This window comes from Pedobacter deserti (genome assembly GCF_024436415.1).
In the GTDB taxonomy this organism is placed as follows: domain Bacteria; phylum Bacteroidota; class Bacteroidia; order Sphingobacteriales; family Sphingobacteriaceae; genus Pedobacter; species Pedobacter faecalis.
Genome location: NZ_JAFMZQ010000001.1, coordinates 3,207,796 through 3,226,928, shown reverse-complemented (window position 1 = coordinate 3,226,928; position 19,133 = coordinate 3,207,796). Strand labels below are relative to the sequence as shown.

The 19,133-nt window shown below is 46.2% G+C and carries 13 protein-coding genes; 11 read left to right on the top strand and 2 right to left on the bottom strand.

The genetic code is table 11. The features are described from left to right. Positions 1-25: 25 nt before the first annotated feature. Complete coding sequence (locus J3P40_RS14555; protein ID WP_256006908.1) at positions 26-334, bottom strand: hypothetical protein; 309 nt, start codon at positions 332-334, stop codon at positions 26-28. Between the two features lie 168 nt (positions 335-502). Then, positions 503-748, bottom strand: a complete 246-nt coding sequence (locus J3P40_RS14550; RefSeq protein WP_256006907.1) for a hypothetical protein — start codon at positions 746-748, stop codon at positions 503-505. 166 nt (positions 749-914) lie between these two features. Between J3P40_RS14550 and J3P40_RS14545 the strand changes: the two genes are divergently transcribed. The 11 genes from J3P40_RS14545 (at position 915) to J3P40_RS14495 (ending at position 19,128) form a co-directional block, all read left to right on the top strand. Beyond that, positions 915-1,985 (top strand): PAS domain-containing sensor histidine kinase, encoded by a 1,071-nt coding sequence (locus J3P40_RS14545; RefSeq protein ID WP_256006906.1) that lies wholly within the window; start codon positions 915-917, stop codon positions 1,983-1,985. A gap of 116 nt (positions 1,986-2,101) precedes the next feature. Then, a complete protein-coding gene (locus tag J3P40_RS14540; RefSeq protein ID WP_256006905.1) occupies positions 2,102-5,488 on the top strand; it encodes a PAS domain S-box protein in 3,387 nt (1,128 codons plus the stop codon). 119 nt (positions 5,489-5,607) lie between these two features. Further along, the gene (locus J3P40_RS14535) at positions 5,608-6,834 is read left to right on the top strand and encodes a DUF2254 domain-containing protein (RefSeq protein ID WP_256006903.1); all 1,227 of its coding nucleotides are present in this window, start codon (positions 5,608-5,610) and stop codon (positions 6,832-6,834) included. Positions 6,835-7,061: 227 nt separating this feature from the next. Continuing rightward, positions 7,062-7,286: a DUF4287 domain-containing protein gene (locus J3P40_RS14530; RefSeq protein WP_256006902.1), complete on the top strand. Its 225-nt coding sequence runs from the start codon at positions 7,062-7,064 to the stop codon at positions 7,284-7,286. Positions 7,287-7,715: 429 nt separating this feature from the next. Then, complete coding sequence (locus J3P40_RS14525) at positions 7,716-10,136, top strand: PAS domain S-box protein (RefSeq protein ID WP_256006899.1); 2,421 nt, start codon at positions 7,716-7,718, stop codon at positions 10,134-10,136. A 599-nt stretch (positions 10,137-10,735) separates the two neighbouring features. Beyond that, positions 10,736-11,794, top strand: coding sequence for a flavin monoamine oxidase family protein (locus tag J3P40_RS14520; RefSeq protein WP_256006898.1), 1,059 nt, complete (start codon positions 10,736-10,738; stop codon positions 11,792-11,794). 33 nt (positions 11,795-11,827) lie between these two features. Next, a complete protein-coding gene (locus tag J3P40_RS14515; protein WP_256006897.1) occupies positions 11,828-12,205 on the top strand; it encodes a hypothetical protein in 378 nt (125 codons plus the stop codon). A gap of 79 nt (positions 12,206-12,284) precedes the next feature. Next, positions 12,285-13,478, top strand: coding sequence for a multidrug effflux MFS transporter (locus tag J3P40_RS14510; protein WP_256006896.1), 1,194 nt, complete (start codon positions 12,285-12,287; stop codon positions 13,476-13,478). Between the two features lie 288 nt (positions 13,479-13,766). Further along, entirely contained in the window at positions 13,767-14,366 is a 600-nt protein-coding gene (locus tag J3P40_RS14505) for an RNA polymerase sigma factor (RefSeq protein WP_256006895.1), read from the top strand. A 75-nt stretch (positions 14,367-14,441) separates the two neighbouring features. Then, the gene (locus tag J3P40_RS14500; RefSeq protein WP_256006894.1) at positions 14,442-15,602 is read left to right on the top strand and encodes a FecR family protein; all 1,161 of its coding nucleotides are present in this window, start codon (positions 14,442-14,444) and stop codon (positions 15,600-15,602) included. A 259-nt stretch (positions 15,603-15,861) separates the two neighbouring features. Further along, positions 15,862-19,128, top strand: coding sequence for a SusC/RagA family TonB-linked outer membrane protein (locus tag J3P40_RS14495; protein ID WP_256006893.1), 3,267 nt, complete (start codon positions 15,862-15,864; stop codon positions 19,126-19,128). Positions 19,129-19,133: the final 5 nt, after the last annotated feature.

Genomic DNA, 19,133 nt, shown 5'->3' with positions numbered 1-19,133 from the left:
ACCATCTGCCGGGGCATGTGGTTCTTTAGTTCGACGGATCAAGTATAGTCCGCAGTCGGTAGTAGATTACGCAATTAGATGCATCGTCAGCATTCAGCGTAAATTGTATCTGATGTCCCGAATCCTGCATGGCGCTAAGTCTTAGCTGGCTACCGGAGCTGAAAGCCATTCTGAAGGCGGTTCCGTGGCCGCTCGAACGAAGAACTATTGCCCATAACGAGTCATAGCAACTGAAGATTTGGAACGTATAATCGCAGGCGGTGCGTTCAATAATAGGTTGATTGTTTTTGAGTTCTTTTAACGCAGTGGCTGTCCAGGTAGAAATTGGCATCATAGGTGTTTTGTTTAGTTTGATATGCTGCCTTAAAAACACTCTACTTCAATTTGATGTTTGACCGCTTAATACCTGATCTTCTGCGTAAATATCGGCAAATGCGTTGAAACATACGTGGGGCTATCGCCGGGCCGGGCTGGTCGGCTGTGCTGGAAATGTGCCTAGGGATTAATCTAAAGGGGGTAGGAGGGTCCAGCGAACCCTAATGACCTCGCCCTCATCATTTACGTCCTCCTGGCGGGCATAGGTTTTGTTTACGAGCCTGCCCCAGGTATGCTGTTTGCCAATCCGGACCACAGAAGGCTGTCCTTTCTCGTCTGTGGATATCTGCAGGTCGTATCTTCCTTCCGAGATGTTGAGTGTGGAATTGGCCGGGTAGTACCTGCTAAGCAATGTCAATATCTTCAAATTCATAACCCTCGCTTTAGCCTAGTAAATTTACGTAGTTCGCCGAAAAAGCGATGCGAGTATTTAGGCCTGAAAACTATCAAGAAATACTGATTTTGCTGCATGATTCACCCGCGGTACCTGTTTGATCACATGACGGGATTGATTACATTTGTATCTGACCGAAAAACCTATGATGCAGTCGAGCCATTATGCTTCGCTTTCCGATGAATCCGGGGTAGCCACTTTCATATTTGATATAGAAGCTCATAAGGTCGTTTATAAGAATGCAGCTTTTGATGCGTTGTTTGGCGCAGGCAAAACCGGGGCGCAGCTGGATGAATTGAAAGACATTGTACATCCGGATGATGTTGAATATGCGCTCGCTTGCCTATCGGACCTGTTGAAAGGCAGATTGGATAAGCATGTCCATCTTCGGATACGGCACGCTGAGGGGAAGTTACGCTGGGTGCGGGTCATGGCCTCTGTTCATACAGACAGTAAACAGAGGAGATCGGTTTATGGCCACGCTATAGACATAACGACAGAATTAACCAGTCAGCATACATTTGCAAAGTACGCCAATAAGAAAAATTCCATTCTTAATATTCTTGCCCATGAACTCTCTGGGTCCCTGGGGATAGCCCGGAGCCTGGCCAAGGCGTTAAAGGCTGATTTGCCCGACACGGTACATAACGAACGCATTGATAAGATCATGGAAATCAATCAGCAGGCTGTGCAGCTGATCCGGGATCTGACCAACCGTGAGTTTTTGGAAACTGCAGAGGTGAAACTGGTGAAGAAGCGGGTTGACATTGCAAAGAAACTCCGCGAGTATGTAGAAGAGGCCCAAAAAGCCGAGGGTGGATTAAGGCGGAGCATTACGTTCAGTTCTTCGCCTGAGGAGGTATTCATTCGTATTGATGAACCGAAGTTTATGCAGATCATCAATAATCTGATGAGCAATGCGCTGAAATTCACCGCCGAAAACGGGGCCATCGCATTCAAAATAGTGAAAAATGCCGATGGCGTTCTATTCACTGTTTCCGATAACGGTATCGGTATTCCGAAAAAACACCATGCGATCCTGTTCGATCAGTATACTGCGGCAGGGCGGCCGGGCCTTCAAGGCGAGCCGTCAATGGGTCTTGGGATGAATGTTGTAAAAAATATTGTTGAATGGCATAAGGGAAGCATCTGGTTCGAAAGTGCAGAAGGACAGGGAACAACTTTTTACTTTGAAATTCCGGATAAGGGTGTTTGAATCGATGCTTTTAGTTAAGCCAGACGTATAGGCTACCCTCTGTGTCGTCTTTTAGAGACGGAAGTTTCCATTTTTGAAAGGCCTTTATTCCGGCGTTTTTTATATTTTGCGCATTGATGGAGAACTCAAGCAATCAACCTCAGGATCACTATTTCCTCCCTGGATGGAGTGAGGTGGCGGTCGCCATTTTTGGCTTCGACTGGACGGCTACGTCCCTAGGCGACCTGCGCAACTGGCCTGTCGTTTTAAAGCAATCGCTTAGCATGGCCCTGAACAGTCCGGTGCCGATGCTTATTTTCTGGGGAGCAGAATTCATTGTCTTGTATAACGACGCGTTTGAGCCTTACGCGACTAAGTCCGGCTTTGCTCTGGGCCAGCCCGCTGCGCAGGCGGGCCAGCCAGCCTGGACAGAACTTGCCGCCGCGTTCCAGCCGGTATATTCCTGCAGGCCTGCTATATTGCGCGGGGTCTGTTTCGGGGAGGGCTCAGGAGAGCGCTTCGACGTGTATTGCAGCGCGATACAAGATGAATCGGCGGACATACAGGGCATAGGGGCTATGCTTGTTGCCGCGTCCGCTTTTGCAGACACGCAGTCGGTCAATGAAGAACTGGCCGCTTCCAACGAGGAGCTGCAGGCCATCAATGAGGAGCTTCTTGCGGTGCAGCAGGCCCAGGAGGAGTCCATGGCAGTGATCTCCCTTCGTGAGCGGCAAATGGCTGCGCTAGTGGAGAGTGCTCCTTTTCCCATTGCCGTATACACAGGTCCGGAAATGCGGATCGTCCAGGCAAACAGGTCGCTTATAGAACTTTGGGGTAAGGGAAATGACATTATAGGTAAAACCTATTTTGAGGTGCTGCCAGAACTCAGCGATCAGCATATTTATGAGCGCCTTACGCAGGTTTATGAGACGGGTGTGGCATATCATGTGAGAAACCAGCCAGTTAATCTAATGGTGAACGGACGCATGCAGGAGTTTTTCTTCAATTACAGCTTTACGCCGCTGTTCGATGGTCAAAATCGTATTTACGGGATCTTGAATACGGCAGCCGATGTGACGGATTTAAACCAGGCAAAAAAGCAGTTGGAGCATAGCCAAGAAAACTTTCGCAACATGATATTGCAGGCTCCGGTCGCCATGTGTCGCCTGATGGGGCCTGATTTTGTTGTTGAGGTTGTAAATAGTGCAATGCTGGAAATCTGGGGCAAGCCACTGGACGAGGTCATGAATAGGCCGGTGTTCGACGCCCTTCCGGATGCCCGGTCGCAGGGACTGGAAGAGGCAATGGCTGGTGTGTACCGGTCAGGGGTTTCATTTTCTGCAAAAGAGCAGCCAGTGGAGCTCACAAGGCATGGCAAGCAGGAAACTGTTTATCAAAACTTTGTATATCAGGCTTACCGTGATTCTGACGGATGTATACAAGGTATCCTGGCGATCTCGGTAAACGTGACAGAACAGGTGCTGGCGAGGCTCGAGCTCCACAAGGCGTATGAGCAAATCCGGCTGTCAAAGCAGGCAGCGCAACTAGGTACTTTTGATATGGACCTGATAGAAGGGACGATGGACTGGGACGAACGCTGCCGGAAGCTTTTTGGGATTGATCATGCTGGCCCGGTCACTTATGAGTCGGACTTCCTGGCAGGTTTGCACCCGGATGACCGGGAAAGGATCGAGTCTCAGATATCCCGACTTTTTGATCCTGTAAACAGTGGAGGCGACTATGACGTGGAATATCGGACGGTCGGGGCTTCCGACGGTCGGGTACGATGGGTTCAGGCCAAAGGAAAAGTGTATTTCAGCGGTGGGTTGGCTACGCGGTTTATTGGTTCGGTTATGGACATTACTGCCCAGAAGCTCAGCCAGCTTCGCCTGGCAGAACTCGCAGAAAAGCAGGCCCGGCTTGCTGCAGTAGTCGCCTCATCCGATGATGTAATCATCAGCAAAACGCTGGAGGGAATTATTACCAGCTGGAACTTTTCTGCCCAGCGGGTTTTTGGGTATAGCGAGCAGGAAGCGATCGGCAAACATATTAGCATAATCATTCCGGAGGAGCGGCTGCAGGAAGAGGATTTTATCATTTCAAAGATATGCGCAGGCGAAAAGGTAGACCATTTTGAAACGGTCCGAAAAACCAGAGATGGCAGACTGGTCCAGCTTTCCCTGACAGTTTCCCCGATTATTGACGAGCAAGGCAAGATAATCGGAGCATCCAAGATTGCCAGGGATAACAGCCAGGAGCTGGCTGCGCGGCAGAATGCAAGAAAATATACGGAAAGACTGGAGATCATGAATATGGTGATGACAACGATCTCTGAAGAGTTGGAACTCAATAAAATTTTGCAAAAGGTAACCGATGCAACAACTGAGTTGACCGGAGCAAAGTTTGGCGCCTTTTTTTATAATAAAACGGATGAACGGGGCGGCTCATATATGCTCTATACGCTGTCTGGCGCCCCGCGAGAGGCATTCGAAAAGTTCGGAATGCCGCGCAACACGGCAATCTTTGAACGCACGTTCTCCGGTTCGGGGATCATGCGGGTAGATGATATTACCTCCGATCCGCGGTATGGCCATAATGCGCCACATTATGGAATGCCCAAGGGCCACCTGCCGGTTGTAAGTTATCTGGCCGTTCCGGTGATATCACGCTCAGGCAATGTGATTGGCGGGCTGTTTTTCGGACACCCCGAACCGGCCCGGTTTACCGCAGAGCATGAGACACTTGTCAGCTCAATTGCCGCACAGTCGGCCATAAGTATTGACAATGCGAAGCTCTTTGAAGAGGTGAAAGGCTTAAACGACAAAAAAGATGAGTTCATCGCATTGGCAAGTCATGAATTGAAAACCCCTCTTGCTAGCATTCATGGATACCTGCAGATTCTAAACAGGTTGCCCGCAGATGAGCAGCAAAAGAAATTTATGAGTAAGGCTGGCCAGCAGGTCTTAAAACTCACCTCGCTTGTGAATGATTTGCTGGACGTTTCCAAGATTGAAGCCGGTAAAATGATATTCAGCTATGGGGAGTTTGATCTTCAGCAAGTGGTGACCGAAGCCATCGAGCTTATTCAGCATAGCTCCGGTGCACACCGGATCATCTTTGATCGTACTGCTGATGGCTGCATGGTATATGGCGATTCGGCCAGAATAGAGCAGGTGATGATCAACCTGCTGAGTAATGCGGTTAAGTATTCCCCGAATGCAGACACGGTAGAGGTGAAAGTTACAAAGCAGGAAGATACGGTGGTGATCGCGGTGCGGGATTTCGGACCCGGCGTTCCGGAAGACAAACTGAAGCATATTTTTAATCGCTTTTATCGTATTGATGAACTGACGCCGAACATCTCGGGACTTGGCATCGGGCTATATTTGTCACGTGAGATTATCGGCAGGCATCAGGGCGATATCTGGGCAGAACGTGCACAAGGAAACGGTACGGTGTTCTTTGTTTCATTGCCCGCATTCAACAAAGCTTCTGCACCAATAGCACTAACTAGCACTAACTAGCATGTTACCGATGGCTGACGAAACGCTTGGGCCTGGAATTAGCCTGAATACGGTGCTCTAATAAGCGAAAACCATTTGTCGGATTGGGATGTATCTACGGTGAAGTTAAAATCACCTCAATGGCAGAACGACTGTTTAAGTGGATACGTAAGTATTACAATATATTTGTGCACAGCATCGGCTTTTTCCCTGCTGTTTTCGGTCTTTTGTTTCTGGCAATCGCCGTGGGCGCTCTTGAGCTGGACGCTGCCGGTTTTGGTCATGTGCTCAACGAGCGGTTTAGATGGCTGACGCTTAAGGATCCAGAAACGGCCAGGACAATTGTGTCTACAATCGCAAGCGGAATTATTTCCCTGACTGTCTTCAGTTTCTCAATGGTCATGATTCTAATGAATCAGGCGGCATCCCAAATGAGCAACAGAATGCTCGATAATATCATCGGAGACCGAGTTCAAAAGGTTATTTTAAGTTTTTATATCGGTACTATTGTATTTTCCTTATTTCTCCTGGCCAACATTAATGACTCTGAAACCGATCTGTTTGTCCCGTCAATCAGTGTATATCTCCTTGTGCTGCTCACGATCGCCGATATCTTCCTGTTTGTGTACTTCCTCCATTACTTTACTCAGTCTTTTCGTTACGAGCAGCTAATCCAGCGCATCCATTTAAGGACATCCCGTAGCTTGGAAAGGGTCGCAAAGAACACGCATGCAAGCATAGTACCGGCGGCTGAAATCCACGGCCAGCAAATTCTTTCGCCTCAAAGCGGGTATTTTCAAGGCTTCGACGAAGGTCGCTTGCTGAAATTTTTGTGCAAACATGATCTGGCGATCAGCTTTCTGCATCCCGTTGGTACGTTTGTTCTTCAGGGAACGCCATTTTGCGTCATTGAAGGCCATCCGGACGAAGACCAGTTACAGAGATTGTTGCTCGATATTGACTTTTACTATGGACAGGAAGTTAACAAAAACGCTTATTATGGTTTCTTTCATCTGGCCGAGGTAGCAGTAAAGGCCCTAAGCCCGGCAATCAATGATCCGGGGACAGCAGCACTAAGTATTCACGCGTTGACTGACCTTTTTTCGCAAGTGATCAAAAGACCAATGATGACCGTGCTAAAGGACGATCAAGGCAATACGCGTATTATTACCAAAGAAATTCCGGTTGAAACGTTGTTGGATAATGTTCCGGGTTCCATCTGGGACTATGGCAGAAATGACCGGATTGTAAAAAGGGCGCTATCCGACATGCTACACCAGCTTATTTTTATTGATAGAGACAGAAAATATGAACCCTTACTCAGCAGAAGACTGGAGGATGTTGATGCCGGAAACGGTTTTGGGTGAACTGGTTGGACTGTAATGGAGGTACTCGTCGTATTTACACCTTTAAACTATGCCGTCTGCTCGCTAAGTTTGCTTTTAAATTTCAAAAATATGACCAATACAGACGTTTATGGTATTTTGATGTGGGGCAGCGTTTGGCTGCGCAATGAACGCTTCAGACATCTTTTTCCTTTTGTCCGGAGCAAGCGGTGAAAGGTGGCTTAATATGAAAATTTAAACAATGAGATATGTCATTTCAAGGATATTTAAAGGCGATACAGGACAAGACCGGTAAGACTGCAGCGGATTTCAGGGCACTGGCTGAAGAGCGGGGTTTTGCAGTTAACGGGCAACTGGCCGTAAAGGCGGGTGACATCACCAAATGGTTAAAGGAAGAATTTGATCTTGGGCATGGACATGCAATGGCGATCTATGCCCTGCTTAAAGGCTTAAAGGATGAAAATAGCAAATGATTGTCTGACTTGGCCTTTATTTCTAATTCATTTGGAAGGTGAGCGTGAACAAAACTGGCGATGGTTTTGTAGGTTTTTATATTATTGAACTCACGTTCGTTAGATTTAACCACCGCCTCTCAAATCAATCAAGTTTGAGAAAACTCACCGGTTATATGGGGTTATTGATATCCGTAATGATCAAACACCGTGCAAGTAAAGATTTTGCCTACGTAGATTTAGCGGATATCAAAAGTAGCCAGGATATGGGCTATTAAGTCAACGTGTGCCTTCAGTTTAATCCCGCAAAAAAGGTTGCATGCCACCTGTTCTCTTGCAAGCGCGGGGCAATCAATCGCTCTTCGGATATGCCGCTTTATGATAACTCTAAAATGTTGCTTTATCGAGCGGTTTTCGTAATTTAATGATCTGATAACCTTAAAACGAGCTATGGGCAAAATTTCAGATTTAGAGGACACGAATGCCAGCGGAATGTCTTTCCGGAAAGTTATAGATCATAGCCTTTCAGGTATCCTATTGCTTGATGGTGACTTAAGGGTTATGGATAGCAATCCATCTGCCCGTCGGATCACCGGCTGGCGCGATTGCGACTTATCCGGACAGAACCTTATCGACCTGGTGCACCCGGACGATAAGGATTTGGTTCAGGAATGTGTGCAGAATATATCTCCGCACCACGACGAAGCGGTCTCGCTGGGTTTCCGGCTGCAACGCCACCCGGCAGAATATCTTTGTATAGATTGTACGTTTATCAATCTATTGCATGCCGCCGATGTGGGCACCATTGTACTTAGCTTTGTTCGTGCTCCCCATATCGTCGAAACGGCCCCAGAGCCATCTAAAGAGAAAGTTGCCAATGGATCGATAGCATTGGAAGACGTGCTGGAGACTATTTCAAACGGCTTCATCGCTGCAGATGCAGACCAGCGGTATGTGTACGTAAACAAGAGGTTAGGGGAGATGGTTGGCAAAGCACCACAGGATATGATAGGCCAATGCATCTGGGATCTGTTCCCGGAAGCGATCGGTTCCCCTACCTACAAATCGATACAGGAAGCTTTGCGCGAAAAGCGCTGCGTAGTAAGTGAAGATTTTTATGCTCCCCTGGGCCTGTGGCAGGAGAACCGGATTTATCCGAATGGCGACGGTTTTTTTATGTTTGTTCGGGACATAACCAATCGCAAGAACGCCGATGAACAGCTCCGGATGCTGTTTGACCGCGCGGCAGATATGGTGGGCATATTAGGGATAGACCGCTATTTTAAAAGAGTGAATCCGGCCATGTACAATCAGTTGGGCTTTACCGAGGAGGAGCTGCTGGGCAGACCGCTCGATCTGTTGGTTCACCCGGATGACCTGGAAGCCAGTCGCGAACGTACCAAAGCGTTTATAGCGGGTGGCGATCAGACCATGTATTTTGAAAACCGGTTTCTTACCAAAGGTGGCAAAGCGATCTGGCTGTCGTGGACGGTTACTCGTTCGGCACAGGAAGGGGTCATGTTTTGCGTCGGCAAAAACATTTCTGACAAGAAGGAGCTGGAAAACCTGCTGCATAAAGCGAATAAGCTTGCCAGGATTGGAGGCTGGGAGGTCGACCGGGTTAGGGGTACAGCGTATTGGTCGGCCATTACGCGTGAAATTTATGAAGTGCCTGAGGATTTTGTGCCGGCGGCAGATAACTGGCTATCTTTTTACCAAGAGGGTGCCGATAGGGACTACATTGCAGGCAAAATGGCGCATACCATAGCCACTGGGGAACCGATTGATGCTGAAGTAGAAATGACAACTGCTCGCGGCAACAGACGATGGATCCGTGCGATGGCGGAGGCCGAGTTTCGCGATGGCGAATGCGTGCGCGTATATGGCAGCTTTCAGGATATCGACCATCGCAAAAGGGCAGAACTTGCTGCTGTAGAGGCCTTAGCCGAGCGCAACAGCATACTCGAAAGTATTGGCGACGGCTTCTTTGCGGTCGACCGGAACTGGATTACCACATATTGGAACCTTACTGCTGAAAAAACGATGGGAAAGCCACGCGAAAGCATGCTGGGGAAAAACTTTTGGGATATATTTGATGACGCCCTTCAGCTGGATTTTTATAAGCACTATGAATATGCCATGCGTACCGGAGAAGCAGTCCAGTTTGAGGACTACTACCCTGCAACCCAAACATGGTTTGGTGTTAGTGCCTATCCATCTGCAAACGGGCTCTCGGTATTTTTTAAAGACATCACCGAAAGCAAAAGAACCATGGAGGCCCTCGCTGAGTCAGAAAGACGTTACAGCGACCTCTTCCAGCTTAGTCCGCAACCCATGTTTGTTTATGATGCAGAGTCACTGCAATATCTGGATGTCAACACGGCCGCGGTAGAACATTATGGGTATAGCCGGGAAGAATTTTTGTCGATGACGATTCTGGATATTCGCCCGCCGGAGGAAATACCGCTCGTTAAAGAGACGGTCAACCAGCAGCAGAATGAAAAGAAAGTGAGGTTACAAGGCATGTTCAGGCACCGTAAAAAGAACGGTGAACTAATTCAGGTTGACATTCAGAGCAATCTGATTGTTTACAAAGGCAGAAAAGCTAAGGTAGTCCTTGCCAACGACGTGACCGAGCGTGTACGCTACATTGAGGCTATCGAAGACCAAAACAAAAAGCTCCGGGAGATTTCCTGGATACAGTCGCACCTGGTGCGGGCCCCACTATCTCAGATTATGGGGCTTGTGCCACTGCTGCGCGGTACTTGTGAAGACGACCCCGAGAGGGAGAAAATCCTTGATTACCTGATGGCATCCGCCAATGAGCTGGACGAAGTGGTACGTTCAATCACGCGTCTCAGTAATAAGTGAGTTCGCCAGGATCATCCACTTGTAAAAGCCAAAAAGTTAAGTCTTCGTAGCCTATAACTAGAAAATAAATACGTGATAAGTAGAATATAAATAGGGGGTTGGTATATGGTTGGTATATCCTTGGTATATCGTTGACATATCCTTGATATATCCAATTGATATAGCAAGGATATGTCAAGTATAGTTCAACCATATATTGATTATCTAGTTATTATCTATTTATATTCTAAAGAATATCGACTTATTGGTAAGGATGCCCAGAGATGTACAAGCATTGCACTCAGATATCTCTTCACGGGGACTACAACAAATTTGATCGGTAGAATGATTTATTTCTATCAGATAGGTTGAGGTCTGCAAGATGGCATAAATTTAGTGCCAATTCTTAAAAAGCATATGAAAAGCATTGTATACGTTATAGCTCTCTCAGCAACTATGTTAGCCAGTTCGTGTTATAGTTACCGAACCGCAGGAAACAGTGGAAAGGTGCCTCCTGGGCAAGCAAAGAAAGGAACAGGATCTAAGTCGGCGAAGCCATTCGCTCCCGGCCAGCAAAAGAGAAATTAGTGCTTACTCAAAGGGCTGATATTGAACGTGTAATGGGGTCAAAGGAAACAATTATCATAGGCGGCGGGCTGAGCGGAATCACCCTGGCTTATTTATTAACCAAACGAAATATAAAATCTACCATACTTGAAGCCTCGCCACGGTTGGGGGGAAGAATACAAACCATCAAAGGAGTCATCGGAACGCCCTTAGAATTAGGTGCAACCTGGTTTTCGGATATGCATCCGAATTTACTTGCTTTGATTGATGAGCTTGGGCTAAAGAAGTATCCCCAGTTTTCAAAAGGCATATCGTTATTTCAAACCAGATCGTTCGAGCCACCGCAGAAGTTCTATGTGCCTGAAGCAGAAAACCCGTCATACCGGTTGGCAGGTGGGACCCAGATGCTGATTGACACACTGATCCAAAAGCTACCAGAAGATGCAATCTTACTAAACACGAAGGTTACGACGGTAAGGGAAACAGAAAATGGTATTGTATTGGGCACGGCCGATGGCCGCTTCCTGGACGCTCACACTGTTGTTATTTGTATTCCGCCTCAACTGGCGTCAAAACAAATGACATTTTCGCCAGCTTTGCCGGATCCGCTTGTTGCTGTTTTGCCGTCTGTACAGACATGGATGGCAGGAGCCGTTAAATTTACACTAGAATATGAGCGCCCGTTCTGGCGTACTGAGGGTTATTCGGGTATGCTATACAGCCACGCGGGGATTATTACGGAGATGTACGACCATACGAACTTTGAAGGAAGCAAGTTTGGGTTTACGGGTTTTCTCGGCGGCGGTGCGGCATCCTATGCGGAGGAAGTAAGGAAAGAACTTGTATTGCGGCAGTTGGGCGAATTATTGGGAGAAAAGGCGTTAAAACCTGTGGCTTATTTTGACAAGGTTTGGACAGACGAATTTATATTGTCGGGCAATCAGGTTATCCAGCGCCCTCATCAAAACAACGGACATCCGCTATTGCAACAAAGCTATATGGACGGAAAGCTCTTTTTTGCCGGAACGGAAACGTCCCCTGAATATTCCGGCTACATGGAGGGAGCAGTTATTTCGGCTCAATTGGTGGCAAAAAGATATTTTAAGACATAGTCAAGACACCGAGCCGCTACCGCGTATATTTTAATGAGACAATCTGATAAGACCGTTACTAAAGGTTTCCTGTTCGCAATTGTAGCTGCTATTCTTTGGGGAATTTCGGGAACCTTCGGGCAGTTTCTTTTTCGGGAAAGAGGTGTGAATGTAACTTTTACCCACGGTAACTTCAACAGTCTTGCGATATCCCCAATGGCTCTTTTTCTTGGACTGGCTTCTGCCGTTGCATTGGCTATTTATACACTACAGCCTAGAGAACTGCTTTCACAATACCGGGCATCGGTTGTTATTGGTTCGGGTATGCTTTGCGGCGGCATAACAATCAGTTTGATAAAGGCCCCGGGGAATGTAGATGGGGTTTGGGATTTATATACCTATTTATACACAGGACTGAACAACCAACTTTAAATTCCGTTCTCAATGGAATCAGCATTGAAATTGTACAGTGAAGTGATCATCCGCTTAGAGAGGCTTAATAGTTTATAACATGAATGCCAGAAAAAATTACGTCCTTATACTGATATTAGGAGCTCTTATTGCCCTAAGCCCTTTCTCCATTGACATGTATTTGCCTTCATTCCCGGCAATTGCCTCGTCGTTAGATACAAGTCTTGCAGCAGTTGGTTACAGCCTGACGAGCTATTATGCCGGCCTTTGCATAGGACAGCTGGCCTACGGGATTCTTATTGATCGCTTCGGAAGAAAGAAACCCTTGGTAGCGGGTTTGATCATTTATATACTCGCAGCTTTACTGTGCGCATTATCAACTGGTATAAGCAGCCTGATAATTGTGCGTTTATTTATGGCGCTTGGAGGATGTGTAGGCATGGTAGCGGCCAGGGCCATTGTCAGGGACGTTTTTCCTTCCGAAGAAACAGCAAAAGTACTTTCTACGCTGGTATTGGTAATGGGAATAGCTCCTATCATTGCACCAGCTATCGGAGGAATAGTTAATAACCGGCTTGGTTGGCGATGGGTATTTGGCGTAATGGCAACGATCGCGTTAGCCATTTTGATTGCAGTGAAATGGGTCTTGCCTGAAACCAAGGCAGAAGACAAATCTATCTCCCTCAAGGTGTCGAAAATATTTCCGGAGTACTTAACTGTCCTTAAAAATCCCGCATTCCTGAGTTACACTTTGGCTGGAGGTATCAGCTATGCGGGGATGTATGCCTATATCGCCGGTTCTCCATTCGTATTTATGGAGAAATTCGGCTTTACAGATAGTGAATACAGCTGGGCTTTTGCATTTAACGCATGCGGACTCATTGCAGGTAGCCAGCTCAATAAACTGGCATTGAAAAGGTTTACGAGCGAGAAGATATGTTATTGGGCGGGTATTTTATTATTTATTACCGGATTTCTTTTTTTTGTTACTGCAGTTTCCAGTCTGGCAAATGCATTTTTGACATTGGCATTTACATTTTTTTTCTTATTCTGGGTGGGCTTCATTAACCCAAATACGACTGCCCTTGCATTGAAAGAATTTAAAGCAGCTACCGGAAGAGCATCTGCTGTTTTAGGAAGTTTGCAGATGATAGCCGGAGTTATTGCTTCCGGACTAATTAGCTTGCTGCATAACGGAAGTTTGGCAATCATGCCTTCGGTCATGTTTGGCTGTACTGCAATTGCCTTACTGCTATTGTGGCGTTCCAGATTCAGGGATCAAATTAGCTATTAGACTAATCACTACAACCACTAATCACTACATCCACCTACTGCTGCAGACGAACAGTTTTGTTGTTCAGGTATAAAACGGGGAATAGCTATGGTTTAAGGGCTTTTGTACGGTTCCTGAGTGTATCCGGGTGCAACCTATAAACGGGCATTTCCGCAACTTTCTATGCGGTTTAATAACTGTGTTGTAAGCGCTTGGCATTAATTTCTTGGGTGGCGCCAAATGCCAGGTATACAAAATCTTTCCCGGTCTGGTTTTTTAAGTATATTTATCGGGCATCAAGTATGATCTATGGGAAGCGTTAATGAATTCGATGAACAAAATTTGCTGATCCGGTTGAAGAACGGTGATGAGCATGCGTTTGCCGTTTTGTATGACGCCTATAAATATCGGCTGACGGGCAACCTTTTCAAGCTCTTAAAGTCGAGTGATCTGGTGAAAGAAACGCTGCAGGAAATATTTGTCAGAGTTTGGGAGAACCGGGAACGGATAGAACCCGACAAGTCCTTCAAGTCTTACATCTTTCGCATAGGCGAAAACCTTGTCAGCGATTATTATCGGAAAGTTGCCAGGGACAGAAGATTGCTGAACAAGATGATGGAGGCTACTTCTGAGCTTTATCTGCACATCGAGGAGGATATTTGGGAAAGGGAAGGTTCGCAAAAGTTTATGGATGCCATTGCGTTAATGCCGCCGCAGCGGAAGCAGGTTTTTACACTTTGCAAACTGGAGGGCAAATCTTATAAAGAGGTGGAAGAAATCTTAGGGATAAGCGCCAAGACGATTAGTAGTCACATGCTACAGGCAAACAGATTTCTGAGAAACCATTTCCGGAATTCGTCCGGGCTTGAGTTGTCTATCATACTGGCAATTCTGGTAAAGGGACTGTGATATAATTTTTTAAAAAAAATCGTCTGCTGACTAAGGATTTTTTTAGTCTTCTACGTATTAGCTTAAAATCAGACATTGAAAAAGACCGACGAAGTACTTGCCTTATTCCACAAATACCTGGATAATTCCTGCAATGCCGAGGAAACGCAGCGTGTTATGGAGTTTTTTCACAACGAACGCGATATGGATCGGTTGAACGCAGCGATTGTTGAGGTATTGGCTGAGGTAGGCAGTGAGTATGAAACTGATCCGCTTGTTGAAGATGTGGTAAGCAGGGTGGATCGTGATTTGTTTATCCATGTGAGATCACGGAGGTTTAAGCTTTGGCCATGGATTTCCGTTGCGGCAGCTATTCTCTTAATTGTTTTCGGCATTCGTTTGTTCAGTGTTCAAACGGACAAGGTAGCGGCGCCTCAGTCTGTTGTTGCCGAGGATGTAGCCCCCGGTACTGTTGGTGCTACATTAACGCTCGCAAACGGGAAGAAGATCAGACTCGCAGATGTTGCTGCCGGAACCTTAGCGAATGAGTCTGGGATTGTGATTTCGAAAAATGAGGAAGGTATGCTGGTCTATGAAATTAGGGATGTCGTATCTGATCCGGATGCGGTGAACGTTTTGTCGACAGACAAAGGACAAACCTCCCGTGTGCTTTTGCCAGACGGATCTGTCGTCTATCTAAATGCCGCTTCCAGCCTAACCTACACGACCTCTTTAATGAGAGGCGGTAAACGGGAAGTGATGCTTAGCGGGGAGGGGTATTTTGAAATTGCTAAAGACAGGCAGCATCCATTTGTTGTAAAGACGGCAAAACAGGAGGTGGAAGTCTTAGGAACGCATTTTAATATTAGTAGCTATTTTGACGATGCATCAGAACGCACTACGCTTTTAGAGGGTCGTGTAAAGGTAAGTGCATCAGGTCATTTCCGGGTTCTGGAGCCCGGACAACAGAGTCGGTTGACGAAAGATAAATTGATGGTATCAGAAACGGATACCGATCTGGCTGTTGCATGGAAAAACAACGAATTCGTTTTTGACAGTCAGACGATCGAGGAAGTGATGAAGATGGTGGAACGCTGGTACAATGTGGAGGTGGTATTTGTCGGCGAAAAGACCAGCGAACGATTCAGCGGTGGCGTATCGAGGTTCGATAACGTGTCTAAAGTGCTGGAAATGATCGAGTCGACAGGTGCCAGTCATTTCCGAATAGAAGGAAGGAAAATATATGTACAGAACTAAACGCGAATTAATAGAATATTAACCAAAAACCGACTACATGAAGAAAATGCTACTATAAACACGCCATAAAGAACAAAACCAGACCCGGTAGCTACCGGGACCTGGTTTTAGTTTGGCACATTGAAATTATCAACTTTAAACCGCAGATTCCTGGACCGTTGGAAGAAAAGGAACTGCTCAACCAAACCAAACACTAATGTATCAAAATTCCCGGAAATTTGGTGTGCCTAAGCGGCTATACCATAAAATCTTGCTAACCATGCGTTTAACCATCGTTATCATCGCAGCATGTCTGATGCAGGTAAGTGCGTCGACCCTTGCCCAAAAAATCACGTTGTCGGAATCTGACGCTTCGTTGAAGTCAGTATTTAAAGCTATCAAGACACAGAGCGGTTATAATTTCCTCTATACTGACAACCTGTTAAAAAACACAAGACCGGTCGACATCAATGTTAAGGAGAAGGAATTGGACGAAGTTCTGAAGATGATCTTTGCCGGCCAGAATCTGAACTATGTTGTACGCGATAATACTGTGATTGTACAGCCAGCCAAAGTGGTTGCACAGGACATTATCTCAGGATCTGTGGGCGATAGGCGGACCAGACAGCCCATCCCGGGGGTGACCGTAAGTATCGTTGGTACAAGATCAGTTGTTCAAACTGATAAGAACGGAAAGTTTACCATCAGCGTCCCAAGCGGGGCAAAATCACTGGAATTCCGGTATGTCGGGTATAAAGTAGCGGAGGTGCCCATTGAGGCCAACTCAAATTATACTATTTATCTTGAAGAAGAGGAGCAAATGCTAAAGGAGACCGTAGTTAGAGGAATTGTGGAGCGAAAAGTCTCTACATTTACAGGTGCTGCGAAAACGATTACGGGAGCGGAACTTCTCCAGGCTAACCCTACTAATCTGTTTACGGCTATTCAATCCCTCGACCCATCCTTTAGGATTATCCCGAATAATAGCACAGGTGGTGATATCAACGCATTACCGGACATCGCGGTTCGCGGACAAGGTTCTTTCCCTACCTTGGGAGACCAGTTAGCTGGCAATCCTAATTTGCCGCTGTTTGTGCTGGATAATTTTGAAGTGAGTTTACAACAGGTTGCAGATCTGGACATGAACAGGATTGCCTCTATAACGATATTGAAAGACGCGTCTGCTACTTCCATATACGGTGCAAGAGGCGCAAATGGAGTCATGGTGATTACCACCGTAACTCCTGCAGCAGGTAAATTGGAGGTTTCACTGACAAATAACTTCACCTTGTCGAGTCCCGACTTATCGGTATACAATATGCTGAACTCGGAGGAAAAGCTGGAGTTTGAAAAGCGGGCAGGATTGGTCACAACCTTTGCCGAACAGTACAGATATGCTGAACGCTATAAAGAGATGCTCAGGGGCGTAAATACTGACTGGAAACGCGTCCCCGCCCAAACGGGTTATAGTAACCGTACTTCATTGGGACTGTCTGGTGGCGACCAAACCATCAGATATGGGATAACGTTCAATGGTCAGTTACTGCAGGGCGTTATGAAAGAACAGGACCGGAAAAATTATTCCGGAAACTTTAATTTTAGTTACAGCGTTAAGAAAGTCCGATTTAGAAATGATGTCACGGTAACTCAAACTGTCTCAAATGCATCGCCGTACGGTGAATTCAGCGATTATCTCGCATATAATCCATACACCCGGCCTTACGACGAAAATGGTAAACCAAGGCAATATATTGAACAGATAACAGTACCAAATACCAATAATCAAAATGATCATTCCGCGGTTTTAAACCCATTGGCAGATATTAACTATAACACTATAAATGATCGGAACAAAACTTTTAACCTTCGAAATCAAACCAGCCTGGAATATTTTGTAACTGATCATTTGCGGGTTGCTGGAAATTTCGGTATCACAAAAGAAAACGGAACTGTAGACAATTTTTACTCCGCATTTGACAGCCGGTTTGCAAGCGTTACAGATGTCTCAAGAAGAGGTTCTTATTCCATAGCAACTAATAATTCTCTTGGGCTGGACGGACAGGGGCGAGTTAATTACAATAACAGTTTTGGGCGTCACATTTTCACAGCTGGAGGTACGTTTGATATCCGTTCATCTGACGCCGATAACTACACGCTGGTTACCGAGGGCTTCCCGTTCGATAAACTGGATAATTTGCTGTTTGCCACACAATATCAGGCCAATGGTAAGCCTACCGGTCTACAAAGCACAGTCAACGAGCTTTCCTACGGGGCGGTGTTCAATTACACCTATGACAACCGCTATTTCGCTGATTTTTCTTATACCAGGGAGGGCTCTTCAGCTTATGGCGAGAATAATAGGTTCGCTTCGTTCTGGTCTGCAGGGCTCGGATGGAACCTTCATAACGAACAGTTCCTGAAATCCGTTTCGCAAATAAGTTCTTTACGGATACGGGGAAGTTATGGTTCGACGGGATCGAGTGCAACTCAGCCTTACGCATCTCAGTTCAGATATAACTTTGGGACAGCGACTACTTATTACGCAGATCTTGGAGCTACATTGGCTGGCTTCGGAAATCTAACCTTAGGTCCACAAAATAGATTGAAAGCCAATGTCGGAATAGATGCGAGTCTATTTAATAACAGATTGAACCTGACGGTTGATGCCTATAGGGAGTTAACAGAGAACTCTCTGACGTCGGTTTCTTTGGCCCCTTCAACGGGCTTCAACAGCTATATTGAAAACCTGGGTCAGATTCAAAATTCGGGGATTAACTTCGATGTTGCTTATCAGGTGATCAATGATCCTGTGAGGGCCTTACGATGGACAGTCAGTGTAAACGGCGCAATGAATGAAAATATTTTGAAGAAATTGTCTGATAAAATGAAAGCTTTCAACGACCGGCTGAATGCTGCTAACCCTAATCAGTATACACCAAACCCTCAGTTTATTGAGGGACAGTCAATGACTGCTATCTATACGGTCCGATCATTAGGGGTTGATCCAATCACCGGGCAGGAAATTTATGTGAAGCTCGACGGCACGCCAACGTACAACTGGGACACCAGGGATAAAGTGAATACGGGCGATTCAAGGGCCAAGATTACGGGTGGATTAAATTCGAATTTTCAATACCGGGGCTTCAACTTTGGGTTTAACCTAAGGTATGATTTCGGTGGCTATATGTATAACTCCACGCTGGCCACGAGAGTGGAAGGAACCAATCCTTCAGGAAATGTGGACCGCAGAGCCTATGACCTGGGCTGGGTGAATGTCGGAGACGTGTCGATGTATAAAAGAATTTCTGCGAATAGTATTGTAAGAAGTACATCCCGCTTTGTACAGAAGAACAATACGGTAACGCTGCAGGGACTCAATATCGGGTATACGTTTCAAAATGCGTTTGTGCAGCGGCTTGGTTTGAAAAATCTCCGGATAACGGCAAATTCGGACAATGCATACACCTTCAGCTCAATAGAAGTTGAGCGCGGAACGGAAAACCCTTTTGCCAGAAGCTATACGCTCAGTCTAATTTCAAGATTTTAACATTT